At 60.7% G+C, this 14409-nt stretch carries 9 protein-coding genes; 7 read left to right on the top strand and 2 right to left on the bottom strand.

Annotated features, from left to right (window positions below; all coding sequences use genetic code 11):
• Positions 1-81 precede the first annotated feature (81 nt).
• On the top strand, positions 82-1494 hold the full coding sequence (locus EI290_RS04480) for a hypothetical protein (protein ID WP_125427173.1): 1413 nt from the start codon (positions 82-84) through the stop codon (positions 1492-1494).
• A gap of 163 nt (positions 1495-1657) precedes the next feature.
• Here the strand turns inward: EI290_RS04480 and EI290_RS04475 are convergent, their stop codons facing one another.
• A complete protein-coding gene (locus EI290_RS04475) occupies positions 1658-2014 on the bottom strand; it encodes an MGMT family protein (protein WP_246008852.1) in 357 nt (118 codons plus the stop codon).
• Between the two features lie 214 nt (positions 2015-2228).
• Here EI290_RS04475 and EI290_RS04470 point away from each other — a divergent pair, with 214 nt between their 5' ends.
• From EI290_RS04470 to EI290_RS04455, 4 genes are all read left to right on the top strand, one after another.
• The gene (locus EI290_RS04470; RefSeq protein ID WP_125427169.1) at positions 2229-3389 is read left to right on the top strand and encodes an efflux RND transporter periplasmic adaptor subunit; all 1161 of its coding nucleotides are present in this window, start codon (positions 2229-2231) and stop codon (positions 3387-3389) included.
• A gap of 98 nt (positions 3390-3487) precedes the next feature.
• Positions 3488-6568, top strand: coding sequence for an efflux RND transporter permease subunit (locus tag EI290_RS04465; RefSeq protein WP_125427167.1), 3081 nt, complete (start codon positions 3488-3490; stop codon positions 6566-6568).
• Positions 6569-6740: 172 nt separating this feature from the next.
• On the top strand, positions 6741-8165 hold the full coding sequence (locus EI290_RS04460; protein WP_125427165.1) for a TolC family protein: 1425 nt from the start codon (positions 6741-6743) through the stop codon (positions 8163-8165).
• Between the two features lie 212 nt (positions 8166-8377).
• The gene (locus EI290_RS04455) at positions 8378-8563 is read left to right on the top strand and encodes a hypothetical protein (RefSeq protein ID WP_125427163.1); all 186 of its coding nucleotides are present in this window, start codon (positions 8378-8380) and stop codon (positions 8561-8563) included.
• A 161-nt stretch (positions 8564-8724) separates the two neighbouring features.
• Here the strand turns inward: EI290_RS04455 and EI290_RS04450 are convergent, their stop codons facing one another.
• Positions 8725-9990, bottom strand: coding sequence for a zinc dependent phospholipase C family protein (locus EI290_RS04450; RefSeq protein ID WP_125427161.1), 1266 nt, complete (start codon positions 9988-9990; stop codon positions 8725-8727).
• A gap of 632 nt (positions 9991-10622) precedes the next feature.
• On the opposite strand from EI290_RS04450, the gene EI290_RS04440 reads away from it, so the two are divergent.
• A complete protein-coding gene (locus tag EI290_RS04440; protein WP_125427157.1) occupies positions 10623-11039 on the top strand; it encodes a hypothetical protein in 417 nt (138 codons plus the stop codon).
• A gap of 190 nt (positions 11040-11229) precedes the next feature.
• On the top strand, positions 11230-14391 hold the full coding sequence (locus EI290_RS04435) for an efflux RND transporter permease subunit (RefSeq protein ID WP_125427155.1): 3162 nt from the start codon (positions 11230-11232) through the stop codon (positions 14389-14391).
• The last annotated feature ends 18 nt before the right edge of the window (positions 14392-14409 follow it).

Below are 14409 nucleotides of genomic sequence, written 5' to 3'. Positions count from 1 at the left end.
TCGATATTTTCGCCCTCCTTCTCTCCAGTGGCCGGGGTATACAGCCCACGGCTTGGTATGCTCTTCTGTACGCTTATTTTTATGCGCTATCTGCTGGCCGGCTGCGGCCTTGTATTGTGGCTTAGCTCCGCCGCTCTGGCCCAGACCGTCGAAATCTCCCTGGCCGGGCAAACGCTGGCCCCTGTTACTGCCCCGTTCCATGTCGAGCGGCTGGTGGACGCCCGCCCCGACCGTACCCGCCTGGGGAAGGTGTACCGGGGCCTGGACAACCGCCCGGTGTCTGCCAACTTCAGCCATTCCCTCACCGATGAGCTGATGCCCCTGCTCCGGCAGGCGCTGCCCGCTGGCCCGGGTACCCGGCCTTTGCTGGTGCGCATTCATACCCTGAGCATTGGCGAAACCATTCGGCCTACCTCCGAAACCGCCGAGGCGGAGCTGGTACTGGATTTTCTGGAGCCCGTTGGTTCGGATGGGTACCGGGTGCTGCTGAGCACCGGGGATATGCTGGAAAACAAGGGAGTGGATGTTACCCGCCGCCACGCGGCCAACATTCAGACGCTGCTGGAGCAGAGCATACGGCAGCTGAGCACCCTGCCCCCGGCCCCCGTTCCTGATACGCCGGTGCTAACGTGGGACCAGGTGCAGGCCGGGCAGGATGGTGCCCCCACCGTGCGGTATGCTGTGCAGACCGGGCCCCTGCAGAAAGGGGTGTACCACACGTTTGAGGAGTTCCGTAACAATACGCCCAGCCAGGACGACGGGCCTTTTGAAATTGAGAAAACGCCCCGCCGCAAGAAGGAATGGGCCGGCACGTTCGATATTCAGCCCTATTACCTCTACCTCGACGCCCAGCACCCGCGCCGGCCGGTGGCCAAGGCCTGGGGCATCAGCGACGGGCAGACGATGTATATCCGCTACCGCAACCACTATTTTCCGCTGGAGGCGGCCGGCCCCGACTACTCCTTCACTGGCTTCCGCAACCCCGAGCCCGATGAAATGATGACCCGGGCGGCCATGGGCGCCGCCTTTGGGCTGGCCGGGGCGGCGCTGGCGGCGGCTACCCTGCCCGATGGCAGCTTGCCCCAGCGCTACGAGCTGCACCTCACCACCGGCCGCGTGGTAGCCCATTCCTTGCCTACCGTAGGGGCCGATGGCTTTGTGCGGGAGGATACGGCAGCCGTGTACCTGTACCGGCGGCCCGATAGTCAGCCAACGCAGGCAGTTACCGTACAGGTAGATGGCCGCCAGGTTGGTGAGCTGCTCCCGGGTAGCTACCTGGCCCTGAGCTGGCGGGACCGGCGCCGCGAAATGAACCTCTGCGTGCGTGGCCAGGCCGAAACCTGTAAGGTTTTTGTTCCGGACTTTGCGGCGGCAACCTACCTGGAGTGTGGTTTCGGTAGTAGCACTGAGGCGGCTCCAACCCTGAAAGCTGTTCCCCCCAAAGAGGGTGTTTTCTACCTGAAGAAATTCCGAAGCCGCCAGCGCCCTCAGTAGCTTTGCCGGACCGGATCAGCCGTTGTTACGGGCAGCTGAACTGCACCCGGCAGAGCCGGAAACCTGTGCGGGGGTAGCAGGGACTTTTCGCCTGTTTTCCAGGCCGCTGGCGCGTTCTGCTTGCGAATAGCTTACAACCAGCTTCCGGCCTGTATCGGGTGGGTTAGCCCAGCTCCGTGCTGGGGTCCCAGAAGCGGGTTTTAAATTCCAGCACCTGATCCTCGTGTACCGGTACTCCTTCGGCCTCCAGGGCTTCCTGCATAGCCGTGGGCGTGGCAAAATGCTGCTTGCCCGTCAGCAGCCCGTTGCGGTTGATAACGCGGTGCGCCGGTACGTAGTCGGGAGCGGTATGGGCGGCCATCATGGCCCAGCCTACCATGCGGGCCCCGTGGCGGGCCCCCAGGTAGTGCGCAATGGCTCCGTAGGTAGTTACCCGCCCCGGTGGCACCAGCCGGACTACCTCATGCACATCCTGGAAGAAATTACGATGCGCTTCGGTGGGGTTACGGGGTATAGACACGGATGGCAAATGAGTGACTGAGGAATAAAGATAGGTACCCTGCCTGTTCCTTCCGCTTCCTGCGGATTCCCGCTCTGGCGCAACCCGCTGGCTTTTTCTGTGTCTTACCCCCATTATTCGTCTTTGCTCCCGGCCTAACCAAACCCGGGCGGTTACGTTCTGACGGTTGCCGCCTTCCCGAACGAACTGAGATACTATCTGTTGCAGCACCCACATGCAAACCCAGGAACACCCCGACACTTACGAAACTGACACCCGCTCCGGTGGGGCCGGCCGCCGCTTGCTGTGGCTGCTGGTAGCCCTGGCCGTGCTTGCCGCGTTGGCATTTATCAAAATCAAGTACTTCCCGGCCCAAACCCCCGAAGCTAAGGGCGGAGGCAGCAAAGGCGGTGCCAGTGGGGCCGGCAAGGGCGGCGCCCCCGGTGGCAAAGGCGGCGGCCAGAAGCAACCCGTGCAGGTATACGTAGTACAGGCCACCAACCTGGCCGATGAGGTAGCCGCTACCGGCTCCATCCTGGCCGAAGAATCGGTGGTTATTAAAAGCGAGATTTCGGGAAAGATTACCAGCCTCAGCATCCGGGAAGGTCAGCCCGTGCGCAAAGGCCAGCTGCTGCTGAGCATCAACGCCGACGAGTTACAGTCGAACCTGCGCAAGCAGGAGTACAATATCAAGCTCTTCCGCGACCAGGAAAGGCGGCAGCGGACGTTGCTGGACAAGGAATACATCAGCGCCCAGGAATACGAGCAGGCCAACAATCAGCTGCTCACCGCTCAGGCCGATTTGCAGACGCTACGCGCCTCCCTGGCCAAGGCCTACGTGCGGGCGCCGTTTGACGGAGTGCTCGGCCTCACAACGGCTACCGTTGGAACCTATGTGAGCCCCGGCGCCGAAATTACCACGCTTTCGAAGGTAAAACCGGTGAAGATTGAGTTTACCGTACCCAGCCGCTTTTCCAGCCTGGTCCGTACCGGCGACCCAATCAGCATTACCGACGAGGCATCCAATAAGAAGTACGAGGCCCGGGTGTACGCCCTCGACCCCCAGATAGACCCCGTAAGCCGTACCCAAACCGTACGGGCCCGCTACGCCAACGCCCGCAACGAGCTGCGCCCCGGCGCATTTGTGAAGGTAAATCTGCAGCTCAGCCAGACGGCCGATGCCCTGCAGGTGCCCACCGAGGCCGTTATTCCCGAAGCTACCGGCTACAGCGTATACACGGTGCAGAAGGGCAAGATGGTCCCGAAAAAGGTGAAAATCGGGGTACGCTCCGACCGTCTAATCCAGATTACCGACGGCCTGGCCGTGGGTGACTCCGTAATTCGTACCGGTATCCTGCAGGTGAAGCCGGGCGATGCGGTAAAGGTGACTAAGTAACTTTCTCTCGCAGAGGTTCGCAGAGGTATTCGCCGGGGAGTGCGGAGGCTCTGCTACCTGCTGCGAATATCTCTGCGAACCTCTGCGAGAAAACCACTATGAGTTTATCCAGCACCAGCATAAACCGACCAGTTCTCGCCATTGTGATGAGTCTGGTGATTGTAATTTTCGGGGTCATTGGGTTTCGGTATTTGAGTGTGCGCGAGTACCCCAGCGTGGATCCGCCCATCATTACCGTGTCGGCCAGCTATACCGGGGCCTCGGCCGATGTGATGCAGGGTCAGGTAACCGAGCCGCTGGAAGAAGCCCTCAACGGAATTCAGGGCATCAAGAACCTGACCTCTACCTCCCGGGACGGGCGCACCCAGATTACGGTGGAGTTTGACCTCGACGCCGACCTGGAAACCGCCGCCAACGACGTGCGCGACAAGGTATCGGGGGCGCAGGGCCGCCTGCCCCGGGATATTGACCCGCCCGTGGTGAGCAAGGCCAACGCCGACTCTCAGCCTATTGTAATGACCTACCTCAGCAGCAACAAGCGCACTTTGCTGGAGCTGACTGATTACGCCAACAACGTCCTGAAAGAGCGTCTGCAAACCATTCCGGGCGTGTCGGAGGTGCGGGTGTTCGGGGAGCGGAAGTACTCCATGCGCCTGTGGCTGGACCCGGTGAAACTCACGGCGTTGCGCGTAAGTCCCGTGGAGGTGCAGCAGGCCCTCACCCGCGAAAACGTGGAGCTGCCCAGCGGGGCCGTGCAGGGCCAGGCTACCCAGCTTACCCTGCGCACTATGGGCCGCCTGAGTTCCGTGCAGGATTTCAACAACCTTATCATCCGCAAGGACGCCACTTCCCTGGTGCGCCTGTCCGACATTGGGTACGCGGAGCTCTATCCCGAAAACGACCAGACCATTTTTAAGGTCAACGGGGTGCCTATGGTGGGGTTGGCCGTTATTCCGCAGCCCGGTTCCAACCAGATTGACATTGCCGACGAGTTTAATCAGCGCGTGCAGCAGTACGGCAAGGACCTGCCCAAGGACCTGGTGCTGAAATCGGGCTTCGACAACTCCGTTTTTATCCGCAAATCCATCAACGAGGTTGAGCACACCATCATTGAGGCCTTCGTGCTGGTGGTTATCATCATCTTCCTGTTTCTGCGCGACTGGCGTTCCACTATTATCCCGGTGGTGGCCATTCCGGTGTCACTCATCGGTATCTTCTTCGTGATGTACCTGATGGACTTCTCCATCAATGTGCTCACGCTGCTGGCGGTGGTGCTGGCCATTGGCCTGGTGGTAGATGATGCCATTGTGGTGCTGGAAAACATCTATTCACGGATTGAGGAAGGCGAAGACCCCAAAACGGCCGCTGTAAAGGGTTCCGAAGAAATTCTGATGGCCGTCATCAGTACGACTATTGTGCTGGCGGCGGTGTTCCTGCCGGTGGTATTCCTGACGGGCATTACCGGCCGCCTGTTCCGGGAATTCGGGATTGTGGTGGCCGGCTCGGTACTGATTTCAGCCTTCGTGTCGCTCACCCTCACGCCCATGATGTGCTCGGTGCTGCTGAAGCGGGAGGAAAAGCACAACTGGTTTTACCGCAAAACGGAGCCGTTTTTTGAGCGCCTGATTGGGAGCTACCAGGCCAGCCTGGAAACTTTTTTGCGCAACCGGTGGCTGGCCTGGCTGGTAGTGGCGGGCACGGGCGTAGGTATCTGGTATTTTATGGGGGCAATTCCCTCGGAGCTGGCACCGGTTGAAGACCGGAGCCGCATCAACCTGAATGCTACTGGCCCCGAGGGCGCTTCGTTCGAGTTTATGGATGCGTACATGGCCCAGATTACGCAACTGGCCATCGACTCGGTGGGCGAGCAAAACCTGAGCAGCGTATTTGCCGTGACCTCGCCCGGTTTTGGGGGCGGTGCCAACTCGGGTATTGCCCGGGTGCTGCTGCGGGAGGCCGATACCCGCCAGCTCAACCAGCAGCAGCTCTCCGACAAGCTGAGCAGCGGCGTGAAAAAACTGACGGCGGCCCGCACCTCCGTGAGCCAGGACCAGAGTATTGGCGGCGGGGGCGGGGGCCTGCCCGTACAGTTCGTTATCCAAAGCCAGGACTTTGAAAAGCTGCGCACGGCCGTACCCAAGTTTCTGGATGCGGCCCGCCAGGACCCCACCTTCCAGTTTGTGGATGTGAACCTAAAGTTTAATAAGCCGGAACTGCGCGTGAACATCGACCGGGAAAAGGCGCAGAGTCTGGGCGTATCGGTGCAGAGCATTTCGCAAACCTTGCAGGCTGGCCTCAGTGGGCAGCGGTACGGCTACTTCATCCGGGAGGGCAAGCAGTACCAGATTATCGGGCAGGTGGCACGCGAAGACCGGAGCCAGCCCCTGGATGTGCGCCTGCTCTCGGTGAAAAATGCCGACGGGGAGCTGATTCAGCTTGACAATGTGATTCGGTTGGAGGAGAGCAGCACCCCGCCCCAGCTCTACCGCTTCAACCGCTACAACTCAGCTACTTTTTCGGCTTCACTGGCTCCCGGCCGCACCCTCGGCGACGGTATTGCCGCCATGCAGGCCATTGCCGATAAAAGCCTGGATGATACCTTCAGCACGGAGTTGGCGGGGGCCTCCCGCGACTTTCAGGAGAGCTCCAGCAGCCTTGTGTTTGCCTTCGGGTTGGCGCTGGTACTCATTTACCTGGTGCTGGCGGCCCAGTTCGAGAGCTTCCGCGACCCGGTTATTATCATGGTAACGGTGCCGCTGGCATTGTCGGGAGCACTGCTCAGTCTGTGGTATTTCAACCAGACCCTCAATCTGTTCTCCCAAATTGGCATTATTATGCTGGTGGGACTGGTAACCAAGAATGGTATTCTCATTGTGGAGTTTGCCAACCAGCAGGTAGAAAACGGTAAAGACTACATGACTGGCCTGATTGAAGGTGCCACCGCCCGCTTCCGCCCCATTCTGATGACGAGCCTGTGCGCCATTCTGGGCATTTTGCCCATTGCCGTGGCTACCGGCGCGGGTGCTCTCAGCCGCCGGGCCATGGGCATTGGCGTGGTGGGTGGGCTGTTCTTCGCCACGGCCCTTACCCTGTACGTAGTGCCGGTGATGTACTCTTATTTTGCTACGGCCAAAAAGCACAAGCACGCCGAAGCCGAAGAAAAAGCCGTTGCCGCCTGACCTCACGGGGCCTTCACCCCCTCGCCCCTTCGCCTGGGGTAGAAGGGGGACTAATTTCTAGCTTCTAACTTTCCTATTCATCCTCGTAGCGCAGGCAACTAGCTCTAACAAGCTAAAAGCTGGGTGCCCCTCTCCCCCCAGGAGAGGAGGGCTAGGAGGTGAGGTTCACGATATGCGTCAACTCTTTCTTTCCGCCCTGCTGCTGGTAGCTCCCCTCCCGCTGCTGGCACAACAACCGGTGCTTCCGTCCCGGGCGCCGGTCACGCAGCCCCAGAGCAAACCGCAAACGGAAAAGCCCGAAACCGTAGCTCCGGCCCCACCACTCACGCTGGCCGAGGCTATCCGTATTGGCGTAGAGAACAACTATGCTATCCGGCTTTCGCGGCAGGATGAGCGCATTGCCGAAAACAACGTTACCCGCGGCAATGCCGGGCAGCTGCCCGTGGTGAACGGCAATTTTACCCGCACTTTCAACCGCAACAACGTGCGGCAGGAGTCTTCCAGCCGCCCCGACCCCAGCATTGCCAATGGGGCCAAATCCAACCTGCTCAATACCAACGTAGCCGCTACCTGGACCATTTTTGACGGCTTCGGCATGTTCATCGCCTACGACCGGCTGCAGGCCCTGGAGCAAAGCCAGCGCCAGCTTACCCGGGCTACCGTGGAGGAAACCGTGGCCAGTATCACCGATGCGTATTTTGTGGTGGTACGGGAGTCCGGTAAGATTAAATCCATTGAAGAGGCCCTGAAAATCGGGCAGGCCCGCATCGACCTTACCCAGGCCCGGGTAGAGGTGGGCGTGGCGGCTAGAGTGGAGGTACTCACGGCCCGCGTTGACTACAATGCCGACCGTTCCATCCTGATTCAGCAGCAGGAGGCGCTGCAAACGGCCAAAATAACCCTGAACAACCTCCTGGGCCGCAACCCCAACCTCAACTTTCAGCCCCAGGACTCCATTGTGGTAACGCCGGACCTGAACCGCGACGTGGTGCTAAACCAGATCCGGCAGAACAACCCCCGCCTCCAGCAGGCCCGCACCAACACCGAGGTAGCCACCTACGACCGGAAGCTGATCCGGGCGTCCCGCTTTCCGCAAATTGGCCTCACCTCTGGCTACGGGCTGAACCGCAACGTAAACGGGGCCGCTTTTTTTGGGACGCAGCTCGTAACCAACACCGGCCGCACTTACGGCCTGAACTATGGGGTGGTAGCTACCGTGCCTATTTTCGACGGTTTCAACCGTAACCGCCTCGAGCAGAATGCCCGCATTACCGAAGCGCAAAGCCAGCTGCAGCTCGACCAGACGCAACTGCAGCTGGATGCGGAAGCCGAGCAGGCCTGGGCCCAGTACCAGAACCGCCTGCAGCTGCTACAACTGGAGGAAGCTAATATTCTGCTGGCCCGCGAAAACGTGGCCATTGCCCTGGAGCGCTACCGCCTGGGGCTGCTCACGCCCCTGGCCCTGCGCGAAGCCCAACGCACCCAGCTCGATGCCGAGGTACGGCTGCTTGATATCCGGTACCAGGCCAAGCAGGCCGAAATTGTGCTGCGCCGCCTCAGTAGCGGATTGGTACAACAGGGTCCCGCCCAACCATAAGGCACGTTTCCTGGTAATTTTGTCCGGCACAGATGGGCTACTCGGACATTAGGCATGGCTGAGCCTTCTGGCTATCCGGCCCCATTCGCATATCATATTCGCCTGTTCAAAGAGGAACCGGCCCAGTCGGGCGAAGCATACCGTACAGCTTAATGGGGGCCGCTAGCTTTGTTGCAACAATAGCTCCTAACCCCATTAAACGCCCGCTGCATATGTACCTGCGCCTCCTGAAACTCAGCCTTGTTTTGTTTGCCCTGTCTTTCTGCCTCCCCGGCCAGGCTTCAGCCAACGGTATTTTCGGAAGCCGTCGGCTGCCTTCCGTAAAGGCCAAGCAGCGCGGCTACTCGCACACGCACCGGCCCAACTACCGCTTGTACCGCGCCTACCGCCACTACTAAACGGGTATGCATTTGCCCGTCCGGGGCCCTACCCACTGAGGCAAACAGCTACGAACCAGAAACCCGAAGTAGCACCAGCCCCGATTTGTTCCCGTCTGCGCTGCGCAGGTAACAGGAACCAATCGGGGCGGCTGGTTATAGGGCGGCTGGAGGTGTTGCGCCTACTCCGGCTTTTTGGTCCGCAGCTGCTGCAAGGCCTCCAGCGTTTCTTTCCGCTTGTCTGCTTCTTTCTCCTCGGTAGCAACCGGCGTTTGGACCGGGGTGCTGAAAAATGCCAGAATATGCTGCTGCTGAACGGCCGTCAGGTGCTCAAATTTTCTATCGGCCAGCTTGCGGAGCCACTCTCCGTAGGTTTCATCGGTCAGGGCATATTCCCCCAGCTTAGTAGGACGGCCGGTATCGAAATCGGTATTGGCCAGGCGGGGAGCAGCGGCTGTGGTATCGCGCGGCTCCTGCTCCAGTAGGCTGCAGTAGTTGCGCATCACGCTCCGAAAACTGGCCTTGAACAGCTCCTGGGCCTCAGGGGTAGGCAGCTTGAAGGCAAATGGTTTCAGGGGGCCAATCTTGGGCAGCACCCGCACCACGTACGATAACACGCGCGCGCCGGTACCCGGATGCTCGTAGTCGGTGCCATACCGCTTCCGGTAGGCCCGCTCACTTTCCTTATATACATATTCCCGGCGCCGGGCCTGGGGGCTGAGCCGGCGGATTTCCTTCTTCTGACTCTGCCAGGCAGCCCGGCTGGCAATCGGAATCAGGCTGCGCACGGCAAACCGGAACGAGCTGACCGCCAAATCCACGTTGAACACGACCTGGCCCAGCTCCAGCCCGTAGGTTTTCAGGAAAGCCCGCTCCAGCACCGGCTTGCTTACCTGAAAACCGATGTAGCGCTGATAATCGGCGGTGCGGTAGCGGCCTGCAGCCACCTGCACTACATCAAATGCAAACTCTAGCTGGGTGTGCTGAATGGGGGCTTCCTCGTAGGTGATGCTGTTGCCAAACTTGGCCTTAAGCTCAGGATACACGCTGGGCATGGCCCGGTTGGTACCCTCGGGGTGGCCGTTGATGTCGGCCGCGTAGTGCGCCAGCGCCCCCAGGGCAAAGGCGTATTCGTTGCGGCTGTGGGCCTCATTAAGCAGATTGCGCACAAAGTCGCCGGAACGGACGTAGTGCGTGAGGTTGGTAAACAGCACCGACCCGAACGGGTAGTACCCCATATCCTGCAGGATGGAACCGCCGTAGGCATAACTTTTGGCCTCATTCAGCTGCTCCTCGGTGCTACCCGGGTAGCGGCCCTGTAGCAACGGCACCAGACAGCGCTGCCAGCTGGAATCTACGTTGGCTTGGTGGGTAAGTACGGAGTAGGCGCGGGCGGGCAAAGCAGTCAGCCCCAGCACCAGGGCCAGGGCAAGTATCCATTTACGCATAGGAAGGTGCCCCGCCGATACTGTTAGGTGGCTACTGGCTCCCTGAGTACGGCCGGGCTTGCCTGGTGGTTGTTGAGTTCGTGTAGGTACACACAAGCCGCCACTGCGTAACTTGCCCTGTATCTTCCTTTACTACACGCATTATGGTGCTGATACTACTGGTGGCAGCGGGAGTAGCAACGGTGTTTGTATTGAACTACCTGAACCGATATGCCGAAACTCAGCGGCGGCAGTTGATACAGGAACGCTGGGTAGCTACTTCGGCGCACGTTCTTAGCGCCGAGCCATTCATGTTGGGTATAGCCCGCAGAAACGCCAGGGACTACTATTGTACTTTACAGCTCCAATACCATGACCAGCAGAATACCCGCTACATCATTACGCTACCTGTGCCCGATTCACCAACCGAATTTCTATACGTGGTCGGTGACGAGCTACCCATCTGGTACAACCCTCTTCGGCCGCAGGAAATAGAGCTCGTGCGCCTTCCTGCGCATGATGGCCGGTGGCTGAACGCATGGTGATAGGAAGCAGTCTGAATTTAACCGTAGCTAAATTCAGACTGCTTCCAAATTTCAGTACCAACATCGTTTTCACTATCCAATCCGGCCGTTCAGCCGTACCTTTACATTGTGAAGCAAGTGGTAGCCTTCTTTCTGGGAATTCTGATGCTCGTGAGTGGCCTCGTGCCCCAGAACGACCTATCGGAACTAGGGAAACTACCCGAGCTGGCCCGCCACTACCGCTACCACCGCGCCCTGGCGGCCGGCCACCTTTCGCCGCTGGCGTTTCTGGCGCTGCATTACGGCCCCCATGGCTCCGACCACCGCCTGCACCCTTATTCCCGGCGCGACGCCCAGGACCACCACAAACTCCCCCTGGAGCACCACCACCACGACTGCGTGATGGTGAGCTTCGTGCTGCCCCTTGGCCGGGTGCTGCTGCCACCGCGCCCCCTGGCCTGGCCCGCTGCCGCCTACCGGATGGCTCCCGGCCCGCTGTACGCTTTCAGTGTGAGCAACCAGCTGCTGCAGCCGCCCCGAGCGTAGCTACCCGAAGTCCCCGGACGCAGTGTGTCCGGCCGCTTTTTGTAGTCTTTTCGCTCATTCCGCTGGTTTTTTGAGGAGTTTAGAAGGCAGAGACAAGGAGCCAGGAGCAAGCCGTAGCGCAAAAACGAATTTGTGTACTGCTGGCTTCTCTCTTCGAACTCCTCTCTACCCGGCGGCAACCCCTTTCTCTATGCTTGCCCGCATTATCCGGGGCAGCATCCACAACAAGCTGTTTGTGGTGCTGCTGCTCCTGGCGTTGGTGGCCTGGGGTGGCTATTCGGCCACTACCCTACCCCTGGATGCCATTCCCGACGTAACGAACAACCAAGTGCAGGTGCTCACTCAAAGCCCCGCCCTGGCGGCCCAGGAGGTAGAGCAGCTGCTCACCATTCCGCTGGAACAAAGCCTGCGCACCATCCCGGGCGTCACGGAGGTGCGCTCCGTGTCGCGCTTCGGCCTCTCGGTTATTACCGTCGTGTTCGAGGACGATATTCCGACGCTGCAAACCCGCCAGCTGGTAGCCGAGAAGCTGCGCACCGCCGAGGCCGACCTGGGCCCGGGCCTGGGCCGGCCCGAAATGGCACCTATCACCACTGGCCTGGGCGAAATATTTCAGTACAGCCTGGCCCTGAAACCCGGTTACGAAAAGCGCTACTCCCTGGCCCGCCTGCGCGAATTGCAGGATTGGGTGGTGAAGCGTCAGCTGGCCGGCGTGCCTGGCGTGGTGGATGTAAGCAGCTTCGGGGGCTACGTGCGCCAGTACGAGGTGAGCGTGAACCCCGAGCGCCTCAATGCCAGCGGCGTTACCATGTCGGAGCTGTTTGGGGCCCTGGAAGCCAGCAACGCCAACACCGGCGGCAGCTACCTGGAGCGAGGCCGCAACGCCTATTTTATCCGGGGTGAGGGCCGGGCCAGTTCCCTGCAGGACGTAGGCAGTATCGTTATCAAACAGGCCGGTATGGTGCCCCTGCTGGTACGGGATGTGGCCGAGGTCCGCTTCGGCCACTCGGTGCGCTACGGGGCCATGACCCGCAACGGCCAGGGCGAAACCGTAGGCGGCATCGTGCTTATGCTCAAAGGCGCGTCGTCGGAGCAAACCATCAAGGGCGTGAAGGCGCGGGTAGCCGACATCAACCGGACCCTGCCCCGGGGCGTGTACGTGCAGCCGTTTCTGGACCGCACCAAACTGGTGGACACTGCCATTCATACCGTGGCCAAAAACCTCCTGGAGGGCGGCGTAATTGTGATGGTGGTGCTGCTGGTGCTGCTGGGCAACTGGCGGGCCGGGCTGGTGGTGGCCTCCATGATTCCGCTGTGCATGCTGTTTGCCCTGGGCCTGATGCGCACTTTTGGGGTATCGGCTAACCTGATGAGCCTGGGCGCGCTGGATTTCGGGCTGATTGTGGATGGAGCGGTGATTATCGTGGAGGCCATGATTTTCCACCTGGTGCACTTCCGGGCCAGGGCCGCCACCGAAACCATGGACCAGGTAGCCGAAACGGCCGCCACCCGCATGATGCGCTCCGCCCTGTTCGGGCAACTCATCATCCTGATTGTGTACCTGCCCATTCTGGCCCTCACCGGCATCGAAGGCAAGATGTTTCGGCCCATGGCCCTGACGGTGAGCTTTGCCATTGTGGGGGCCATGCTGCTCTGCCTCACCTACGTGCCGGCCGTGTCGGCCTGGGCCCTGCGCAAGGATATCAAGGAGGAAGGCACCGTGGCCGACCGCATCATGCAGTTTCTGTACCGCCTCTACGAGCCCCTCATCCGGGGGGCGCTGCGCCTGCGCGGCGTGGTAGCCGGGGCGGCCATGGGCCTGCTGGTGCTGGCGGGCGTGGTGTTTGCCAGCCTGGGCGGTGAGTTTATTCCGCAGCTGGATGAGGGCGACTTTGCCGTGTACGTGGGCCTGGCTCCCGGCTCCTCCCTCTCCCAAACCATTGCCACCACCACCCAGGTGCAGCAAATCTTGCTCAAGCAGTTTCCGGAGGTGGAGCAGGTGGTGGGCAAAATAGGCACCTCCGAAATTCCCACCGACCCCATGAGCCTAGAAGATTCCGACCAGATTGTGGTGCTCAAGCCCCAGGCAGAATGGACCTCGGCCCACTCCCGGGAGGAGCTGGCGGGCAAGATGAGTGAGGCCCTGGCCAGCATTCCGGGCGTGAGTCTGGAGTTTCAGCAGCCCATTCAGATGCGGTTTAACGAGCTGATTTCGGGCGTGAAGTCGGATATCAGCATCAAGATTTACGGCGACGACCTGGGCCTGCTGTTCGAAAAAGCCACCGAAGCCGCCGCCCTCATCCGCCCCCTGGCCGGCGTGGGCGACCTGAAAGTGGAGCAGATTGCGGCCCTGCCCCAGCTGCGCGTGACCTATGACCGGCAGCGCATGGCCCAGTACGGCCTGCGCGTGCAGGACCTGAACACGCTGCTGCGCGCCTCCTTCGCCGGTGATGTGGCGGGCCAAGTGTACGAGGGCGAGCGGCGCTTCGACCTGGTAGTGCGCTTGGACAGTGCCAACCGCCGCGGCCTGCAGGATTTGCGCCAGCTGTACGTGGATGTGCCCACGGGCCAGAAGGTGCCGCTGGAAGAAGTGGCCCGCGTGGAGTTCCGCAATGCCCCTACCCAGGTTTCCCGCGACGATGCCCGCCGCCGCATCAACATCGGCGTGAATGTGCGCAACCGCGACGTAGAAAGCCTGGTGCAGGAAATTCAGCAGCTGCTGGATGCTAACCTGAAGCTGCCCGAGGGCTACACCATGCAGTACGGCGGCCAGTTCGAGAACCTGCAGCAGGCCAAGTCGCGGCTGGCAGTAGCCGTACCGGTGTCCCTGCTCCTGATTTTCGTGCTGCTCTACCTCTCGTTTCGGTCGGTGAAGCAGGCCAGCCTGATTTTCACGGGTATTCCGCTGGCGGCCATTGGTGGTATTCTGGCGCTGTGGCTGCGCGGTATGCCGTTCAGCATTTCGGCGGGCGTGGGCTTTATTGCCCTGTTCGGGGTGGCCGTGCTCAACGGCATTGTACTAGTAGCCAGTATTAACGAGCTGGCCCTGGCCGGCATCGACTCGGTGCGGGAACGGGTGCTGAAAGCCACCCATGAGCGGTTCCGGCCGGTGCTGCTCACGGCGGCGGTGGCCTCGCTGGGGTTTCTGCCCATGGCCCTGAGCAACTCCGGCGGCGCTGAGGTCCAGAAGCCCCTGGCCACGGTGGTTATCGGTGGGCTGATTTCGGCCACGCTGCTCACGCTGCTGGTACTGCCGGTGCTCTATACCCTGTTCACAAAAGATGGCGAGGCCAGCCCTACCGAGCCCACCCCTGAGCTGCTGGTCGAAATCAAGGAAAACCACGAACTGTAATCCGAAGCGGTGTAAAGA

Origin of the sequence: Hymenobacter metallilatus (assembly GCF_003944705.1) — a bacterium.
Taxonomy (GTDB): Bacteria; Bacteroidota; Bacteroidia; order Cytophagales; family Hymenobacteraceae; genus Hymenobacter; species Hymenobacter metallilatus.
The sequence above is the reverse complement of the archived record's forward strand: the minus strand, read 5'-3'. Positions and strand labels throughout refer to the sequence as shown.